At 70.7% G+C, this 17,645-nt stretch carries 17 protein-coding genes; 5 read left to right on the top strand and 12 right to left on the bottom strand.

What is annotated here, in order from left to right; genetic code table 11:
• Positions 1–49 precede the first annotated feature (49 nt).
• Positions 50–799, top strand: coding sequence for an SDR family oxidoreductase (locus ACTMSW_RS20810; RefSeq protein ID WP_441182310.1), 750 nt, complete (start codon positions 50–52; stop codon positions 797–799).
• 71 nt (positions 800–870) lie between these two features.
• Here ACTMSW_RS20810 and ACTMSW_RS20805 read toward each other — a convergent pair whose 3' ends face one another.
• A complete protein-coding gene (locus ACTMSW_RS20805; RefSeq protein WP_441182309.1) occupies positions 871–1,764 on the bottom strand; it encodes a LysR family transcriptional regulator in 894 nt (297 codons plus the stop codon).
• A gap of 70 nt (positions 1,765–1,834) precedes the next feature.
• Between ACTMSW_RS20805 and ACTMSW_RS20800 the strand changes: the two genes are divergently transcribed.
• Positions 1,835–2,713, top strand: coding sequence for a dihydrodipicolinate synthase family protein (locus ACTMSW_RS20800; protein ID WP_441182308.1), 879 nt, complete (start codon positions 1,835–1,837; stop codon positions 2,711–2,713).
• The gene (locus ACTMSW_RS20795) at positions 2,710–2,895 is read left to right on the top strand and encodes a hypothetical protein (RefSeq protein ID WP_441182307.1); all 186 of its coding nucleotides are present in this window, start codon (positions 2,710–2,712) and stop codon (positions 2,893–2,895) included. Before ACTMSW_RS20800 ends, ACTMSW_RS20795 begins: the two co-directional genes overlap by 4 nt.
• Here ACTMSW_RS20795 and ACTMSW_RS20790 read toward each other — a convergent pair.
• The 6 genes from ACTMSW_RS20790 to argS form a co-directional block, all read right to left on the bottom strand.
• A complete protein-coding gene (locus tag ACTMSW_RS20790) occupies positions 2,852–3,220 on the bottom strand; it encodes a hypothetical protein (RefSeq protein ID WP_441182306.1) in 369 nt (122 codons plus the stop codon). The two genes, ACTMSW_RS20795 and ACTMSW_RS20790, sit on opposite strands and share 44 nt — an antisense overlap.
• Positions 3,217–3,651: a hypothetical protein gene (locus ACTMSW_RS20785; protein ID WP_441182305.1), complete on the bottom strand. Its 435-nt coding sequence runs from the start codon at positions 3,649–3,651 to the stop codon at positions 3,217–3,219. Before ACTMSW_RS20785 ends, ACTMSW_RS20790 begins: the two co-directional genes overlap by 4 nt.
• 46 nt (positions 3,652–3,697) lie before the next feature.
• Complete coding sequence (locus ACTMSW_RS20780) at positions 3,698–4,186, bottom strand: hypothetical protein (protein WP_441182559.1); 489 nt, start codon at positions 4,184–4,186, stop codon at positions 3,698–3,700.
• Between the two features lie 8 nt (positions 4,187–4,194).
• Positions 4,195–4,515: a WXG100 family type VII secretion target gene (locus ACTMSW_RS20775; RefSeq protein WP_441182304.1), complete on the bottom strand. Its 321-nt coding sequence runs from the start codon at positions 4,513–4,515 to the stop codon at positions 4,195–4,197.
• Positions 4,516–4,518: 3 nt separating this feature from the next.
• Positions 4,519–4,935: a YbaB/EbfC family nucleoid-associated protein gene (locus ACTMSW_RS20770; protein ID WP_441182303.1), complete on the bottom strand. Its 417-nt coding sequence runs from the start codon at positions 4,933–4,935 to the stop codon at positions 4,519–4,521.
• Between the two features lie 144 nt (positions 4,936–5,079).
• A complete protein-coding gene (gene argS / locus ACTMSW_RS20765) occupies positions 5,080–6,798 on the bottom strand; it encodes an arginine--tRNA ligase (protein WP_441182558.1) in 1,719 nt (572 codons plus the stop codon).
• 307 nt (positions 6,799–7,105) lie between these two features.
• Between argS and chrA the strand changes: the two genes are divergently transcribed.
• Positions 7,106–8,515 carry a chromate efflux transporter gene (gene chrA / locus ACTMSW_RS20760; RefSeq protein WP_441182302.1) on the top strand — a complete coding sequence of 470 codons (1,410 nt, stop codon included), beginning with the start codon at positions 7,106–7,108 and terminating at the stop codon, positions 8,513–8,515.
• Between the two features lie 28 nt (positions 8,516–8,543).
• On the opposite strand, the gene ACTMSW_RS20755 is transcribed toward chrA, so the two are convergent.
• Both ACTMSW_RS20755 and ACTMSW_RS20750 read right to left on the bottom strand, forming a co-directional pair.
• Positions 8,544–9,032 (bottom strand): hypothetical protein, encoded by a 489-nt coding sequence (locus tag ACTMSW_RS20755; protein ID WP_441182301.1) that lies wholly within the window; start codon positions 9,030–9,032, stop codon positions 8,544–8,546.
• Between the two features lie 493 nt (positions 9,033–9,525).
• Positions 9,526–11,901 (bottom strand): S8 family serine peptidase, encoded by a 2,376-nt coding sequence (locus ACTMSW_RS20750; protein ID WP_441182300.1) that lies wholly within the window; start codon positions 11,899–11,901, stop codon positions 9,526–9,528.
• Between the two features lie 1,320 nt (positions 11,902–13,221).
• Here ACTMSW_RS20750 and ACTMSW_RS20745 point away from each other — a divergent pair.
• Entirely contained in the window at positions 13,222–13,800 is a 579-nt protein-coding gene (locus ACTMSW_RS20745) for a hypothetical protein (protein WP_441182299.1), read from the top strand.
• Between the two features lie 143 nt (positions 13,801–13,943).
• Here the strand turns inward: ACTMSW_RS20745 and ACTMSW_RS20740 are convergent, their stop codons facing one another.
• The 3 genes from ACTMSW_RS20740 to ACTMSW_RS20730 form a co-directional block, all read right to left on the bottom strand.
• A complete protein-coding gene (locus ACTMSW_RS20740) occupies positions 13,944–14,462 on the bottom strand; it encodes a hypothetical protein (protein ID WP_441182298.1) in 519 nt (172 codons plus the stop codon).
• A gap of 759 nt (positions 14,463–15,221) precedes the next feature.
• The gene (locus ACTMSW_RS20735) at positions 15,222–17,132 is read right to left on the bottom strand and encodes an FtsX-like permease family protein (RefSeq protein ID WP_441182297.1); all 1,911 of its coding nucleotides are present in this window, start codon (positions 17,130–17,132) and stop codon (positions 15,222–15,224) included.
• Positions 17,129–17,645, bottom strand: a 517-nt coding sequence (locus tag ACTMSW_RS20730; RefSeq protein ID WP_441182296.1) for an ABC transporter ATP-binding protein, incomplete at its 5' end; no start/stop codon positions are given. The genes ACTMSW_RS20735 and ACTMSW_RS20730, both read right to left, overlap by 4 nt.

The raw sequence follows: 17,645 nt of genomic DNA, 5'->3' as shown, positions 1-17,645 counted from the left end.
CACCGGCCGGCCGGACAGCCCAAATGGAAACACGAGAAGGAGACCCATCGTGGGACAGCTTGACGGCAAAACCGCCCTCGTCACCGGGGGCACCACCGGCATCGGCCTGGCCGCCGCCCGCCGCTTCGCCGCCGAAGGCGCGTACGTCTTCGTCACCGGCCGGCGCAAGGGCCCGCTGGACGAGGCCGTGGCGAGCATCGGGGCCAACGCCACCGGCATCGCCAGCGACGTGGGCAATCTCGACGACCTGGACCGCGTGATGCGGGCGATCGAGGACCGGGGCGCGGGGCTGGACGTCGTGTTCGCCAACGCCGGTGGCGGGGAGTTCCTCCCGCTGGGCTCGATCACGGTCGAGCACTACGCGACCACCTTCGACAGCAACGTCCGCGGCACCCTGTTCACCGTGCAGAAGGCCCTGCCCCTGCTCAACGAGGGCGCCTCGGTCGTCCTGACCGGCTCGACGGCCGCGGTCAACGGCACCCCCGCCTTCAGCGTCTACGCCGCCTCGAAGGCCGCGATCCGCTCGTTCGGCCGCACCTGGGCCGCCGAGCTGGTCGACCGGAAGATCCGGGTCAACACCCTGATCCCCGGCCCGACCGAGACCCCGGGGATCGTGGGCCTGGCGGCCAGCCCCGAGGAGGCCACCGGGCTGATGGACGCGATCGCCTCGAGCGTCCCCATGCGCCGCATGGCCGCTCCGGAGGAGATCGCCAACGCCGCGCTCTTCCTCGCCTCCGACCAGAGCAGCTACATGACCGGCAGCGAGATCTTCGTGGACGGCGGTCAGCAGCAGATCTGATCGAACGGCAGCACTCGGCCCGCCCACGACGTGGGCGGGCCGAGTGCTGCGACGACCGCCCGAGCCGGTGGTCAGGCGTGTTCGCGGCCGGCGGCCCGCAGCGCCGCGACACAGGCGGCCACGGCCGGGTGGCCGCCCGCGCCCCGCCGGTGGGCGATGCGGGTACGCCGGCGGATGGTGAGGGGTACGAGGCGCACCCCGGCGGGTGGTTGCCCGACGGCGAGCTGGGGTACCAGCCCGACGCCCTGACCGGCAGCCACCAGGGCGAGCATGGCGGCGAAGTCGTCCGCGTGGTGGCGCACGGTCGGGCGGAAGCCGGCCAGCTCGCAGGCGTGCAGGGCGAGCGAGTGGCAGAGCGTTCCCTGGCTCCCCACGATCCAGTCTGCGTCGCGCACCGACCGCAGCGGGTCGCCGTCCGGGTCGTGGTCCGTCGTGGCGGGCAGGGCGAGGAACACCGTCTCGTCCAGCAACGATGTCACGTCCAGCGCCGGGTCCGGTTCGACCGGCACGATGTCGTAGTCGTGCACGAGGGCCACGTCGAGGCGGCGGTCGCGCAGCGCGTCGGGCACCGCGACCGGGTCCAGTTCGGTGACCATCAGGTCGAGCCCGGGGTGGTCGCGGGCCAGCGCGACCAGGGCGGGCAACAGCGCGGTACGCACCGCGCTGGGGTACGCGCCGATGCGTACCGTGCCGGCGAGCCCGCCGCGAGCGGCGGCGAGGGTGGCGTCCGCCGCCTCCAGCGCGGCGAGGACCACCTCGGTGTGCCGGACCAGCGCCTCTCCGGTGGGCGTGAGGGTGACCCGGCGGCCGGCGCGTTCGAGGAGAGCGACGCCGGCCTCCCGTTGCAGCGCCGCGAGCTGCTGGGAGACCGCGGACGCGGTGTAGGTGTGCGCCTCGGCGACGGCCGCGATGGTGCCGAGCCGAGCCAGGTCCCGCAACAGGCGCAGGCGGCGGACGTCGAGCATCAGCTCAGCTTACGTATCTGTTGAGGAACCTGAACTGGTTCTTCATGGTCTTCGGTCGCAGGCTGGAGGCATGACACCGACCGGGTTGTACGTACCGCTGATCACGCCGTTCGACGAGGCCGGCGCCGTCGCCGTCCAGGCGCTGGCTGCCCTCGCCCACGAGGTGCTGGAGGCCGGTGCCGCCGGCCTGGTCGCCCTGGGCACCACCGCCGAGCCGCACGCGCTCGACGCCGCCGAGCGGCGGACCGTGGTCGACGTGGTCGCCGCGGTCTGCCGGGAGCACCGGGCGGGGCTCCTGGTCGGCGCGCACACCACCGAAGACCTGCGGGCGCTCGCCGAACGGGCCGAGGTCACGGCGGCGCTCTGCCTGGTGCCGCCGTTCCTGCGGCCGGGCGAGGAAGCGGTACTCGCGCACTTCGCCCGGTTGGCCGAGGCGTCCCCGGTGCCGCTGGTCGCCTACCACGTCCCGTACCGCACCGGGCAGCCGCTCTCCGCCAGAACCCTGCGCCGGCTGGCGGAGACGACCGGGGTGGTCGGGATCAAGTACGCCGTCGGCGGTATCGACGCGGACACCGTCGCCTTCCTCGCCGACGTACCGCCGGGCTGCGCGGTGCTCGGCGGCGAGGACGCGTACGTCTCGGCGCTGCTCGCGCTCGGCGCGCACGGCGGCATCCTCGCGTCCGCGCACGTGGCCACCGCCGACTACGCCGCGCTGGTCGAGGCCTGGCGGGCCGGGAACGTCGAGCGGGCCCGGCCGCTCGGCCACCGGCTCGCCGTCCTCTCCGCCGCGCTCTTCGCCGAACCCAATCCCTCCGTGATCAAGGCCGTGCTGTACGCCCAGGGACGCATCCCGACGCCGACGGTCCGCCCGCCGCTGCTGCCCGCCACCCCGGCGGCCACGACAGAGGCCGTGGCCTGCGTGGACGAGCTGGCCAGGGTGTCGGCGTGACCACCGTCGACGGCACCGCCCTGGTCCGGGATCTGCTGCGGCACATCATCGACGAGGTGGCGGACTTCCGCAGTCCTGGACCGGAGGTGCTCGCGGCGTACCAACGGGCGACGGTGGCCATGACGCTGTACGGGTCGCCTACGCGCGCACGGCTCCGGGCGGGAGACCGAGGAACTGCGTGATGTCGGCGATGGCGTCCTCCACGGTGCCGCCGACGGACGGGTCGCGCAGCTTGGCGCGCAGGGCGGGGATGACCCGGTCGGTGTCGAGCCGGCGGTGGATGCGGGCCAGGTGACCGAGGCAGATCGCGGCGGTCGCGCGGACGTCCTCCTCCGGATGATCCAGCAGACGCAGATAGAAGTCCTGGCACCAGCGCCAGTCCGCATCGTGCAGGGCCAGCCCGACCATCGAGTCGGTGAGGCTGTCGATGTCGCCCGCGGCCAGCGCGGCCGTGGCGCTGTCGTGGGTCGCCGGGGCGGGTTCGTAGTAGCTGCGCTGTGTGCTCATCCCTCGTCCTTCGGCGGCGCGGTGGGCCTGCCCTTCCTGTCTACCAGCCCACCCCGTTTGAGGGCGTTGCGCATGTCGTCGTTCAGGCCGTCCGCACTGTGGTCGTCCCAGTGGCGGACGTGGCCGTGGTAGATCTCGACGACATCCTCGCCGGGAGTGCGGGGCTCGATGCGGCGGTGCCGGTCGAGGATAACGATCTCGCCGCTCTGGTGATCGACGCCGATCCGGCGACGTTCGTTGGTCTCCTTGATTTGCACCGAGCGGTCCAGCGCGGTCTGGCCGTTAGCGGGGGCGCGGCTCGCGCTGCCCATGGCGAGGTTGCGGTCGGTGTCCCGGTGCTTGGGTCGTTGCTCGTCGCCGACGTGGTACTCGCGCCGTACGCGGGGGGTTTTGGCGAGCTGTGCGACCGGCTTGACCAGCGCCGACTCCACCTGGGGCGGTACGGCCGCGTCCCGGAGGTGTCGGTTGCGGCTGCGCTTACCCACCGAGGATCGCCTGGAGGGCCATGTCGATGAGCTGGTCGACGATCAGACCGGTGATCATCTTGAAGATCGGGATCTCCAGCAGGGAGGCCCCGAAGGTGGGCACCGCGGTGGCGATCGCCTGGGCGATCTGGACGGCCAGGATGACCAACTGGACGATGATCTGCACTTTCAGCGCCAAAACGACCGCGGCGACCACCACGTAGCCGGCACCCAGCACGGTCGTGGCGGTGGTGTTGCCGGCCAGCACGCCGCCCGGCCCGTCGTCGCCGGACCAGTACGCGTCGAAGGCCGCCACCACGTCGCCCCGGTTGCCGCCGGTAACCTCCGCGGCCAGCGCGTCGGCCTCCCGGCCCACCTCCTCGACGGTGGTGGCGAAGTCCATCCAGACCTGCCCGAGCTCGAAGAGCTTCTCCTCATCGCCCTCGGGCCAGGCGTACCCAATCATGGCGAGCAGCGACGCGAGTTCACCCGGGATCGTCATGCCCACGGTCAGTCCAACTTTCCGGCCAGTGCCTGGAACCGGCCGGCCAGCTCCTCCTCGACGGCCGTCATGTCGTCCGCCAGGGCCATCAGGTCCTCGCCGCTGCTCTGGTACTCGTCGGCCATGGCGGCGCAACACTGCACGAGGTAGCCGGAGACGACCGGAAAGGAGGCAGCGACGAGGGTGCCGAGCATGTCGCCGCCCCACGGCTCGCCGAAGCCCTTGAGGCGGGCGTCGAGCGTTTCGAGTGCGGTCGCCAGCCGATCACCCAGGCCGATGAGCCGGGTGCCGACCGCACGGACGTGGTCAGGATCGATCTCCAACGACATCCGTCAGTCCGCTCGGCGGGCGTTCCGGGCGTGAGCGGCGGTGAGTGTGCTCAGGAACGACTGCATCTGGCGTACCGACTGCTGCTGCACGCCTTCGAGGCGCTCGAGCAGCACGGCCGGATCCGGAACGTGCGGTGCGTCGGTGACCGTTCGGGCCCGTAGGTCGTCGAGGGCGGCGTTGACGGCGAGCGTCACCTGCTCGGCAAGGTAGCCACTGCCCATGCGCAGTGCCGCGGGTGCCACGGTGATCGACTCGATCCGAGCACCCGGAGCGGCCACCACGGTGATCAGGCCGTCCGCCGCACTGGCCTCGCCGCGGGTCTCGACGCTTTCCGCGGCGGGACGAGTGGCCCGTAACTCGCGCAGGGTACGGAGAGCGTCGTCCATCGACTGGCGGAACTCGTCTGCGCTGGCCGTCACGAGGGCTCCTCTCCGACCGGTCGGCGACGTCCCCGCACCTGCTGTCCTGTTCGGACAGCAGCGATGTGTGACGTCCACTCACGACCGACTCCGAACGGACCGTACCCGATCGGTCACCGCCGCGGGGGACGCCCCCGATCCTGATCACATCTGTTCGGGGGTCCGGATGCCGAGCAGGTACAGGCCCTGCCCGAGCACCCGGGCGGTCAGGTCGCAGAGCACCAGCCGGCTCTCCCGGACCGGTTCGTCGGCCCGCAGCACTGGGCACCGTTCGTAGAAGGTGCTGAACGCGGCGGCCAACCGGTACAGGTATCCGGCCAGGTGGTGGAACTCCAGGCTGTCCGTCACGTCGGTGACCACCCGGCCGAACCCGACCAGTTCGATCGCGAGTGCCCGCTCGGCCGGCTCGGCCAGCGAGATGCCCGCTTCGGGCCGTGCTGCCACCCCGGCCCGCCGGAAGATGGACCTGATCCGGGAGTACGCGTACTGGAGGTAGGGCGCGGTGTTGCCGTCCAGTGACAGCATCCGTTCCCAGTCGAGCACGTAGTCCTTGTGCCGGTCGCTGGACAGGTCGGCGTACTTGACCGCGCCGATGCCGACCGCCCGGCCCACCTCGGCCGCCTCCGCCTCGTCCAGCTCCGGGTTCCGTTCCCGGGTCAGCGCGGTGGCCCGGGCGATCGCCTCCTCCAGCAGCCCGACCAGCTTCACCGATCCGCCGGCCCGGCTGCGCAGCATCCGCCCGTCCGGTCCGAGGATCGAGCCGAACCCGACGTGCTCGGCCCGGGCCGGCGGGGCCAGCCAGCCGGCCTGCGCGGCGGCGGCGTACACCATCTCGAAGTGCCGCCGTTGAGGCAACCCGACCACGTAGAGCAGCCGGGTCGCGCCCAGCGTGCCCGTGCGGTGCCGGACCGCCGCCAGGTCGGTCGCCGGGTAGCCGTACCCGCCGTCGGACTTGCGCACGATCAACGGCAGCGGCTCGCCGTCCCGCCCGACGGAGCCGGGCGGGAACACGCAGGCCGCGCCCTCGCTCTCCCGTAGCAGCCCGAGCCGGTCCAGGTCCTCGACCACCGGGTCGAGCAGGTCGTTGTAGCTACTCTCGCCGTGGAAGTCCCGGTCGGTGAGGGTCACGTCGAGCAGGTCGTACACGGTCAGGAAGTAGCGCTCGGACTGCTCCACCAGCAGCCGCCACAGCCGCAGCGTCGCCTCATCGCCGCCCTGCAACGCCACCACCCGCAGCCGGGCCCGCTCGCAGAACGCCGGGTCGGCGTCGAACTTCACCCGGGCCGCCTTGTAGAACGAGTCCAGGTCACCCATGGACAGCTCGCGCGTCGCCTCGGCCTCACCGAGGTCGACCAGGTGCTCGATCAGCATGCCGAACGGCGTGCCCCAGTCACCCAGGTGGTTGGCCCGCAGGACCCGGTGCCCCCGCCAGTGGAGCAGCCGGGCCGCCGCGTCGCCGATCACCGTCGACCGCAGGTGCCCGACGTGCATCTCCTTGGCCACGTTCGGCGCCGAGTAGTCGACCACCACCGTCTCCGGTTCGGCGACCACCGGCACCCCGAGCCGCGCATCGCTGGCCAGCGTGGTGACCAGGGCACCCAGGGCCCGGTCGGCGACGGTCAGGTTGAGAAAGCCCGGCCCGGAGACCTCCGCCACGCCGCACAGGTCCGCCAGGTCCGCGCGATCCAGCACCTCGGCGGCGATCGCCCGCGGCGGCCGGCCGAGCCGCCGGGCCAGACCCAGCGCCGCGTCGGACTGGAAGTCCGCGCGCGCCGAGCGCCGCACGACCGGATCCACCGGTACGCCGGCCACCGTCGCGAACGCCGGCGCCAGCCGGTCGGTCAGCAGTTTTTCAAGGTCCATGGGTACGCCGATCTCGCTCGGATCCTTCGCGCGGATCACTCGGGTGAGGATGCGGGCGGACCGAGGACGTACGGCGGTGACCGGCGGCTCGATCCGCCGGTCGCAGAGGGAATGCTCAGCGCAGGCGGTCGCGGGACCGCCGGCGTCGCAGCGCGCCGAACAGGACGTCGGAGGACGTCATCGGGTACGCGTGCGAGCTGGTCATGGCCGCAGCCTAAGCCAACGGCCCCGGGGTGGCGCAAGGTGTTTCCGTCCCGTCCGCTGGTCTTCCCTATCAACCAGGTAGACATTGCGGAATACTGCCGGGATGGCCGAGGTGAGGGACGCCGATGCCGGCGCGTCGACGGAATCGGTGCCGGGGCGTGATGTGGTTCCCCTGCGGCGGGCCGTCCGTGCCTGGTTCTCGATCTCGTTGCAGACCTTCGGTGGTCCGGCGGGGCAGATCGCGGTGATGCAGCGGCACCTGGTCGATGAGCGCCGGTGGATCGGGCAGCGCCGGTTCCTGCACGCCCTGAACTACTGCATGTTGTTGCCGGGACCGGAGGCGCAGCAGCTCGCCATCTACGTGGGGTGGCTGCTCAACGGGATGCGCGGCGGCCTGATCGCGGGCACGCTGTTCGTGCTGCCCGGCCTGGTCGCTTTGCTGGCCCTGTCGGCGTTGTACGTCGGCTTCGGCGACACCGGGATCGTGACGGCGTTGTTCGCCGGGCTGGCGCCGGCGGTGGTGGCGATCGTGGCCCAGGCGGTGTGGCGGGTCGGTACCCGTGCTCTGGCCAACCGGGTCCTGGTGGGCTTCGCCGTGGCCGCGTTCGTCGCCCTGGCGGTCTTCGGGGTGCCGTTCCCGGTCGTCGTCGCCCTGGCCGCCGTGGCCGGCTGGCTGGTCCACCGATGGCGGCCGGCCTACCTGGCCTCCGCCGGTCACGGTGCTGACGGGAAGAAGGACGGCCCCGCCCCACTCATCCCGGATGACGCCCTGCACCATGATCGACCGACCGGCCGACGTGCGGCGACGGTGCTGACCGTCGGTCTGCTGGCCTGGTTGGTGCCGGTGGCTGCCGTGGCAGCGCTGACGGGCGTCGGCAGCGTCTACACCCAGCAGGGACTGTTCTTCTCCGGGACCGCGGTGGTGACCTTCGGGGGCGCGTACGCGGTGCTCGCCTTCGTCGCGCAGCGGGCGGTGGAGGACTACGGGTGGCTGACCGCCGGAGACATGGTGCGTGGTCTCGCCCTGGCCGAGACCACGCCCGGTCCGCTGATCATGGTCGTGCAGTTCGTCGCCTTCCTCGGCGCGTACCACAATCCCGGCAGCCTGGACCCGTGGGTCGCCGGGGTGGTGGGCTCGCTGCTGACGACCTGGGTGACCTTCGTGCCGTGCTTCCTGTTCGTCCTGCTCGGCGCGCCCTACGTCGAACGCCTGCGCGGCAACCACACGCTGTCCGCCGCGCTGACCGGCATCACCGCCGCCGTGGTCGGCGTGATCGCCAACCTCGGCCTGTACTTCGCCGCCCACACCCTGTTCGCCCGGCAGCAGTTCGTGACCACCGGGCCTCTGCACCTGGAGCTGCCCGACCCCGGCAGTTGGCGACCGGTGCCGGTCGCCATCGCCGTGATCGCGGCGGTGCTGGTCTTCGGGCTGCGCTGGTCGGTCCTGCGGGTGCTCGGGGTCAGCGCCGCCCTCGGTCTCGCCGCCGGCCTGGCCGGGCTCCCCGTCTCCTGACACCGACAACCGGCGCCCTCAGCCCGCCTCAGAGGAGGCAGCGGGCGAGTTCTGAGTGGTCGTAGGTCCAGTACCCGAAGAAGCCGGACCACACCCAGCGCTTCACGTGCCAGTAGTGGTACTCGTACTCCAGGGAGAACCCGGGCCAGCCCGGATTCGGCTCGAGGCCGGTGCGTGCGCCGACGTACTGGTACACGCTGGTCGAGGTGCTGCCGCAGCGATCGCCCCCGGTGGCGGTCACGGCCAGATCGGTGGCGGTGGCGATCGTTTCGCCGCTGCACCGCACGACGTAACTGCGCTGGTAGTTGTCGGACGTCGCCTCGACGACGTGCCAGTACCGATAGGTGCCGACGGAGCCGACCAGCCAGAAGGTCGTCGGCGTGCCGCCGACAACGCGGCTGTAGCTGCCCGCCGCAGCGCAGGCCAGGCTGTCCGGTGCGGCGTGGGCGGGCGCTGGGAGGACGATGACGGACGCCAGCGTCGCGATCGCGACGGCAAGGGCGAGTTTGAGTCTCATGCCCACGCAACCTACGGTCGATCGTCGCATCGATGCAGGTCATTGGCGGCTTCCCGACACGGCTCCCGGTGACCCGCCCGGGATCGGATGTTGGAGATCATCACGACCGGTGGGGCGGCCCGATCCCCACCCCCGGGCCGGTGCCGGCCGGGTTGCGGACGGCGGCGCACGACCCCTTCGTGCGCCGGGAGCTCGGCTGGGTCCCCCCGTCGGACTCCGACAGCGGGTCCGTGCGTTACCCGTCCTCGCACCGGACAAGATCAGGTGAAGGCGCCACAGCTAGTTCTGACCAGCTCACCGGTCGGCGAATAGCAAGGGCCCGCAGCTCATCAGCGGCATCCGCGTCGGATACCACAGTGACGAACTGCGGGCCGGGACCACGATACGATCCGCTGCTGGGCCGGGCGGTCCGATGACCAATCACCCTGCCGTTTATCGGACGGTGCTCACGGAGGCGATTCGGGGCAGCGCGGAGTCTCCCCTCGCCGCATGGTCAGGGTGCGGTCAGGTGCCAGTTCTCGCGGGTCACTCGACCCGCGGGGTAGGTGCGCCTCGGGCCGTCCATCGAGGCGTATCCGGACTCGGAACTGGCGAAGACGTGAGTGGCCCAGCCCAAGTCGTTGTCCACGCTGACGTGTTCGGTCCGCCGGAAAGGAAAGTCGAATTCGGCTTGGTAGGAATCAGTCGTCCAGTTCGGGCTGTCACCCACCGTTCCCTGCCAGACACGGCCACCGACCGCTCCCGGCGCGTCCGAGACGTAGGTCGCGTCGATGGTGGCCAGGTCAGCGTCCTTCACCGCGCGCCGGTACCCATTAGGCACCCTCCCTCGCTCCATGAGGTACAGCTCGTACAGGTACGGGCTGTTGCGTCCGGCACGAGCGAACGAGCCGGAGAACGCGGTGATGAAACCGGGGACGGCCTTGGCCGGACCGATCCGGCCGATCGCTGCAGTCCGGAACGACGGCACGTACATTCCGTCTTCCCACGCCGGCCAGCGCAGGTAGATACTGCCGCCGAGCTGCTTCGCGTCGCGCGGGGGTACGGTCACCGCCACGGGTTCGGCCCTGCGGGCGTCGATCTTCAGCGTCATCGTCCGGTCGACGAGCAAGTCGGGCTGGCCGAGGACGGTCGACTCGTCGTCACCCGGTGTCTCGGTGTCTCTACCGCCGAAGACGAAGCCGGAGAGACCATACGTCCCGCGCGGAACCCGGAACGTCACCGAAGCCTTGGCGCCGATTACGTGGAACAGCGAATTGTTGTCCTTGTTCGTGAGGAATGCGGCCGCGAAGTCGGCCGGAGAACCATCACGATCACGGAAGGTCAGCTTGACCGTGTAGCTCTCCACCTCCTTGTCCACGGCGTACGGCGTACGCACCTGGACGTCACCCGCGCCGGTCGCGAGCAGGTATCCATCCTGAAGTCCATCCGCGCTGGGCACTCGGGTATCGACTCGGAGGGTGGTCGCGGCAGCGCCACCGGCCGGCACTGTGAGCGTCTCGGCGCCCAGGGTGAAGCCCGGTCGTGCGGGCTCGAGGGCGAGGGAGAGAGTGATCGGCTTTGTGCCGGCATTGCGGTAGGTGACCGTTTTGACGATCGGCTCGTCGTCGGTGTGCGGCCACGCCTGCCGGCCGAAGCTCAGGCTGCCGCCGTCGACGGTCACGTCCTGGGTGATCGCCCGGGCCACGTCCACCCGGCCGGCGCCCTGCTCCATGGTGGTCGCCCCCGCCAGCCAGGTGGTCGACGCCATCAACGCCTCCTTGCGCCGGGCCGCCGTCCACTCCGGATGCTGGCCGGTCAGGATCGCGGCCGCCGCTGCCACGTGCGGCGACGCCATCGACGTGCCGCTCTTCGACGTGTAGCTGCCTGTGGTGCCGTCACCGGTGTCGCTGTGCGCCGCCCGGGCCGCGACGATGTCGACGCCGGGCGCGGCGATGTCCGGCTTGAGCGCGGCGTCACCCACCCGCGGCCCGCGGCTGGAGAAGGGGGCGATCCGGTCGGCGGAGTCCACTGCGGCGACGGTCAGGGCCTCGTCGGCGCTGCCGGGCGAGCCGACTGTACCGACGGGGTTCGACCCTCCGCCTTCGTTGCCGGCAGCGACGACGAACAGGGTGTCGTAACGCGCGGTCAGGTCGCGCACCGCCATTTCCAGCGGGTCGAGTTCCGGTGTGTCTTGGCCGCCGAGGCTCATGTTGATCACTCGTGACCGGGGCGCCGCCCACTGCATGCCGGCGATGATCGCGGAGTCCATGCAGAAGGCCGAACCGCACACCTTGGCGATGTTCAGGCGTACGCCCGGCGCGACGCCCCGGTACTTCCCGGCCGACGCGGCGCCCGTGCCCGCGATGATGGATGCCACATGGGTCCCGTGGCCCACGTGGTCGTCGATATCCGGATCGTCGGTGAAGTTCGCCGTCTCGGCTATCTGCCCGGCCAGGTCCGGGTGGCTGGAGTCGATACCGCTGTCCAGGACGGCGACGGGAACCTGCGAACCGGTGAGGCCCTGCTTCCACGCCGCCGGGACACCGATCTGGGCGTTGCTGACGTCGTCGGACAGGCGTCGCTTGCCGTCCAGCCAGATCCGGTCGACGCCGCCGGAGAGCCTCCGATCAGAGCGCCCGGCCGGAACCGCGTTCCGCCACAAGCTCGCCCGCGCCGCACCGTCGGCCCGCAAAGCGGTCAGTCGGAGGTAAGACAGATCCCGGGTGACCGTGGCGTCGGACCGCGCGGCGACGTCCCGCCCGGTCGCCGATTCGAGCAGTAGAGGAAGGGTCGTCGTGCTGCGGTCGTCGTAGCCGTAGCGGCGCAGAGTCGCGATGTCGAACAGCCGGGCGTCCACCCGGCCGGCATGGATAGGCTCGAAGGCGTCCACCGGGATGACGTGAAGTGCATCGGCGGACCGCCGGGTCACGAAACTCATGGCCGAGCGGCCAGGTCCGCGCACGACGTCGATCGCGCCGTCAGCCGCCTCCGTCACCCGGTCGCCCGTGATCAGCGTGTAGGTCCGCACCCCACCGGCCGGGGTTGGCGAAGCCGCTTGGGCGGGCGCGGAGGTGACCGGCGCCGCTGTTGCGCACAGCACAGCGCTGAGCGCTGCACACGCCAGGCGGCGGCCTGTAGATCTTGAGATGGACATCCAGCGAAACTAGTGGACGTCGATGCCAGGGAGCCTCCGGCCACAGGCTGAATGGGCTCTCCCCTAAGGACGGTTTTCGCGTCGGCCGCCTCGGCCGAAAGTCGTACCCGAGGCGCCGCCGGCCCTCGTGCGGGGCGACGCCGCACCACTCGTGTCCGATGCGCACCGGTACGTGGCGTCACCACTGGCCGGACAGGCCACCTCGTCGCGGTGGGCGGCCGCAGTCATGGCCTGGTCTCATGCCGCCGATGAGGCGCGGTGCTGGCTGCAACTACTGGCTACGTCCGGCACGACCCGGCCGCCGGTCGCATCCGCTGATGAGAAACAGCGGAGAGTGCTCGGGTTGGAGGCGAACCGTACAGCGGGTTCCACACGGGCGTGGCTGGCAAAACCATGAGACACCGGTCAGGGCGCCGAGCCACGGCCGCGGGACCGGGCGGCTCATCGCCCGGCATGCCATCGAACCTCGGAACGGCCGTGTTCGCGGTCGTCACGGCCTGGAAACCGTAGGCAACCCCCGTCTCACGGACGAAGATCCCTCGTTTGTAAGTTCTGGGCGCTTCGTCTGGCGAGGTCCGTCCGCGTGCGGGACCTCGGGCGACGATCCGCCCTCCGCCGTCGGTGGCCGTCTTGGTCCGGCGGGTTGCTGTCGCCGTTGCTGTCAACAGCATCAGAGCTGACCGCCCCGTGAGGTGACGCGGGCCCTGCCCGCTTCGCCTTGACCTGTTGCTGTCAGAGTTGCCGGCGCCTAACCGACTGCTTCAGCGGTCCCACCGCGTCCCGCCACAGCATGCCCACCATCGCCTGCCGGCTGCTCATTGCGCGAGGCATCAACCCATCCGCGTACGGCACAAAGAATCCTGCAAACCAGAGGGCCGCGGCTGGAAGCATCACGAGCCCTGCGCACACCGCCAACACCGCCGTCAGCTGCGGAACCTTGACGAGCGTTCGGGCTCTATCGACGTCAGGTGTCATCGGTTACCGTCGCGTTCGCTGCCTCTCTGCTGCTCCTGCGCCTCCGTCACCCGCACGCAGCCAGGTCGCTACGCTCCTCAGGTGACGAATAGTGCCGGTGTCGCCTTGGGTGTCGAGGCCGCTCGACGATTAGCCCAGTTGGATCTGGTGGACATCCAACCGGGGCTCACCGTCGCCGAGTTCGTCAGCGTCGAACAACGGTTCGGCTTCGAGTTCGCCGACGACCACCGCGCCTTCCTCGCAGCCGGGCTGCCAATCTGGACACGTGGCCACGACGACCACCCCGACAAGGCAAGTTGGGGTTGGCCCAACTGGCGCCAGCTCAACTCCACCGACCTGCAAGAGCAGGTTGACTGGCCGCACGCAACCGTGCTCGACGACATCCAGCACGGGGAGTGGCCACCCGGGTGGGGCAAGCGCCCTCACGACCTCGTCAAGCGAATGGCCAAGACGAAGCGACTTCTCACCGGCGTTCCGCGCATGATCCCCGTGTACGCCCACCGCTACCTGCCGGCTGGTCGGGGCTCCTTCGGGCATCCAGTGCTCTCCATCCACCGACTGACCGACACCATCGTGTATGGCCACGACCTCGCCGATTACATCGAGCAGGAGTTCCGAAGGCCCAGGGTGACTGTGGGCTTCTGGCGTGACTACGTGTAGGAGGTGAGGGCCGACGCCCGACTCCTTGACCCCCAGGCAACCAACAACGAGCCGTGACCTGCCGTCACACCAAGGCAGTGATGCCGCAACGATTCGTCAGCGTCCGCAGGCGTCCTCCATTATCCGCAGCGATCGTCACCCAGTTAGTCACCCGCCAACGGGCGGCATTCTGCCTCACCGGGCGAATGTGGGTCGGCCAGCAGCACGACACGGTCGGCCTCGACATCAAAGCCGAGCACCGGATGCTGGTAGTCGCTCTCAGGAGCCATCAAGACCGGCTTGCCCAGCTTGCGCCCAATTGCTGCAAAGAACCCGCACAGCATGTCCAGCCGCTGCTGACCTTGCAGCTCCCGCAGGTCGATGTCGAAGTCGATCTCGACCGCCGAGTATGGCCAGAAGTTCACCAGGACTCCGGGGACCGGCCACACCCGCAAGATCGGCAGCTCAGCGTCAGCAGGTCGTACCAACACGTCGGTTGCCGGAGGAAGTGATACAACGGCGTTACCCACGGAATACTCCCACGTCCACCCCTGCGTCTGGACCAGGTCGAAGACTGCCTGCCAGTCCTCCACCGACGCGTCTTCGACACGCACGTGCGGCAACGCACCCATCAGGTCCGGGTCGAAGAAGTTCTTGACGTCGTCCCACACAAGGTCAGGCACCCCGTCATGCTGGCTGACCCGCAATGATGACGCAGCCCCATTGCGCCGGGCACGCTTGCCTGTTGTATCTGTACCGCAATGACCCCTCGCTCGTAAGCTCTGTGCGCCTGCGTTCGCGCGTGTCTGGGAACGGCTGCACGCTCGGAGCTTCGTTCCTGCCCGTGCTTGTCAGCGTGCCGCTGTCCGGCCCGGTTGCTGTCAGCATTGCTGTCGACAGCCTGAATCTCCCTGACCTGACGTTCCTCATCGCCGGTTGGCCCCTCAGGCGAATGCGGGCAGGATCGGCCCATGTCTCACGAAGAATGCTTTGTCCGATGCGAGGTGGTGGCCTGGGTCAGCCACGACTTCCCAGGCTGGATACGTGTCCGCCTGGTCGATGCTGACGGGAAGCCGTGGTTCTTCGTTGACAAGGCCCCCGTCTTCACCTGTGGTCAGCTCGACGCTGGCGCTCGTCTGCCAGCCGCCGTGCCTTCCCCTTCGCCGCGCGGGCTCGTGGCCCCGCGGCCCGGCCGGCTGCCGGCTCACCACCTCACTCGGCGATGGCCTGCCGTTCTGCGGCGGCCTCTTGGGCATCTCGCTTCCACGCCAGCCGCCGGGCGTGTTGCGTGGCCGGCGTGGAGCGACAGCGGAGCGTCGGACACGCGCCCAGGCGGGTTCACGAGCGGCCAGTCGAGGAGCAGTGGGGCCAGCGCGTCCCAACCCAGGCAACACCGAACGAGATCAGCAGGAACGCCGTCAGACCCGTCGCTCGCGCATCGCTCATGGCGCGTTCCCGGCTAGATGTGGAGCCTTGCGCGTACGGATACCGGCCGCTGCTGCGGCCACGGTGAGCAGCAGGCAGGTGACGCCGATGCCGAGCAGCGGGAGCCATGGGATGGTGATGGGCACGGCGATGCCGACCAGGTCGGCGGTGATGGCGCGGCGTACGAGCCAGCCGAGCAGCACGGTGGTGGCACCGCCCAGGAGCAGGCCGGTGCCGCAGACAAGGGCGGCCTGCCAGATGGCTGCTCGCCGGACCTGGTCGGGGGTCGCGCCGAGGAACTGGACCAGGTCGCGTTGCCGGCGCCGCTGGGATCCGCCGATGAGGGTGGCGTTGACGATCGCGATGGCGGCGTAGAGGCCGGCCGGTCCGAGCAGGATGGTGAGGCTGAGGTTGTTGGCCTGGCGGGTCTGGGCCGTGGTGGCGTCGATCCAGTCGCTGGAGCCGAGGATCCGGCTGTTGGTGCCGGCGAGGGTGCGCTGGAGGGAGACGCGCGCCGCGGCGGCGTCGGCGCGCGGTAGGACGAAGACCGTCCCAGTGGCACGTTCGCTTGCGGGCGGGAGCAGGCCGGCCGGGATGACGAGATCGCCGTACAGATCGGGTGCGTCGGGGATGACGGCGACGAGCCGCAACGGGACCCGCTCGCCGGCGATCCAGACCGGGAGAGTGCCGCCCAGGCCGATGCCGGCGTCGCTGGCCTCTGTGGCGGTGACCGCCACCACGCGTCCCTGGAAGTCGTCGAGGGTGCCGCGGGTGGCGGTCAGGCCCCGGGCGGCGGAGGCGGTGACGGGGTCGAGGATCTCGACCTGATTGCGCACGCCGGGACGGCCCTCCTCGTCACGCTGGAGCATGGCCTGCCGGCGTACGTCGGCGATCGCGACGGCCTTGTCGGACGCGACCGCCGCCGCTGCGGCCGGACTGTCCGCCTCGACGACGAGCGGTGCGCGCAGCCGGGCCCGGTCCTGCGCGTTCGTCCAGTCGGCGGTGAAGCTGAGGGACAGCAGCAGCGACCCGGCGATGGCGGAGATGGCCACGACCGGGGCGGCGACCGCGGCGGTGGTGCGGGCGGCCGCACGCACCTCGTCGCGGGCCATCCGGGCCGTGACGTCTCGGGCGACGAACGGGCGGGCGAGCAGGGCGGCGAGCCGCGGGATGACGGCGTGGCCGATGCTCATCAGGCCAATCACGACCACCTCGGGCAGCAGGATGGAGGCGACCAGGGCGAACAGCGGCGGCATGTCGGCGGCGACGGCGACCACCAGGCCGCCGAAGCACAGCGTCGCGACGGCGAGCTGGAGAATGCTCGGCCGGGTTCGTTCGATCGTGGCCTCCCGCAGGGCGGCGCTCGGGGCGATCCGGGCGGCGCGGCGCGAGGATCGCCAGACCCCGAGGAGCGCGATCACGGCACCGGTGGGCACGGCGATCGCCCAGGCGATCCACGGGCGCGGCGCCCGAAGGTCGAGCGTGGTGATCCCGATGGCCTCCACCAGCCAGAGAACGGCGGGGGCCAGCGCCGTGCCGAGCAGACCGCCAAGCGTGGTGGCCGCGGCCGCGACGACGAGGGACTCGCCCAGCAGAAGCCGGCGCACCTGCCCTGGCGTCGCGCCGACCAGGCGCAGCAGGCCGAGCTCGCGCCGGCGGCCGGCCACGACGAAGCCGAACGTGCTGCTGACCACGAACAGCGCCATGAACGCCGAGACCGCCGACATCAGCCCGAACATCGCGGCCAGGTCGTCGAGTTGGGCGCGCTGGTCGGCGGTGACGCCGGGCCGGCCGCCGGTGGCGTCGACGCTCCCGAGGAGCGTCACGGTGACGGCGATCAGGACGACGCCGAACAGCAGCGCGACGAAGGCGCCCAGGTAGCCGCGCCATGAGCTGCGCACGGTCTGCCGGCTCAAAGTCAGCATCATCGCTCCAAGTCGGTCATCGTCGCGGCGATCTGACCAGCGTCGGCGTGCGTAAGGCGACCGACGATCTGCCCGTCGGCGAGGAACAACACCGCGTCCGCGTACGAGGCAGCCAGTGGATCGTGGGTCACCATGACGACGCTCTGGCCGCCGTCGGCCAGCGAGCGCAGGAGTTCCAGCACGTCGCGTCCGGTGCCGCGGTCCAGGGCGCCGGTGGGTTCATCGGCGAACAGGACGTCGGGCCGACCGTGCAGCGCCCGGGCGATCGCGACCCGCTGTTGCTGGCCGCCGGACAGCTCCGATGGCCGGCGCGTGGCGTGTTCGGCAAGGCCGACGTGAGCCAGGGCGGTCTGCACGGCGGCCGGGTCGACACGGCGTCCGGCCAGGCGGGCGGGAAGCGCGACGTTGTCGAACGCGGTGAGCGCGTCGAGAAGGTTGTAGGACTGGAAGACGAACGCCATCGACGTGCGCCGGAAGCGGGTCAGCGCGGTCTCGTTCAGCTTGTCGAGCTGAGTG

Source organism: Micromonospora sp. BQ11 (assembly GCF_052068135.1).
Lineage (GTDB): Bacteria > Actinomycetota > Actinomycetes > Mycobacteriales > Micromonosporaceae > Micromonospora.
Note: the sequence above shows the minus strand (reverse complement) of the source record. Positions and strands in the feature narration are given on the sequence as shown.

Coding starts and splice junctions, on each gene's coding strand:
- ACTMSW_RS20805 (WP_441182309.1), bottom strand. CDS start 1,764: ATGCTCGACGTCCGCCGCCTGCGCCTGTTGCGGGACCTGGCTCGGCTC.
- ACTMSW_RS20800 (WP_441182308.1), top strand. CDS start 1,835: ATGACACCGACCGGGTTGTACGTACCGCTGATCACGCCGTTCGACGAG.
- ACTMSW_RS20790 (WP_441182306.1), bottom strand. CDS start 3,220: ATGAGCACACAGCGCAGCTACTACGAACCCGCCCCGGCGACCCACGAC.
- ACTMSW_RS20780 (WP_441182559.1), bottom strand. CDS start 4,186: ATGACGATCCCGGGTGAACTCGCGTCGCTGCTCGCCATGATTGGGTAC.
- ACTMSW_RS20775 (WP_441182304.1), bottom strand. CDS start 4,515: ATGTCGTTGGAGATCGATCCTGACCACGTCCGTGCGGTCGGCACCCGG.
- argS (WP_441182558.1), bottom strand. CDS start 6,798: ATGGACCTTGAAAAACTGCTGACCGACCGGCTGGCGCCGGCGTTCGCG.
- chrA (WP_441182302.1), top strand. CDS start 7,106: ATGGCCGAGGTGAGGGACGCCGATGCCGGCGCGTCGACGGAATCGGTG.
- ACTMSW_RS20755 (WP_441182301.1), bottom strand. CDS start 9,032: ATGAGACTCAAACTCGCCCTTGCCGTCGCGATCGCGACGCTGGCGTCC.
- ACTMSW_RS20735 (WP_441182297.1), bottom strand. CDS start 17,132: ATGATGCTGACTTTGAGCCGGCAGACCGTGCGCAGCTCATGGCGCGGC.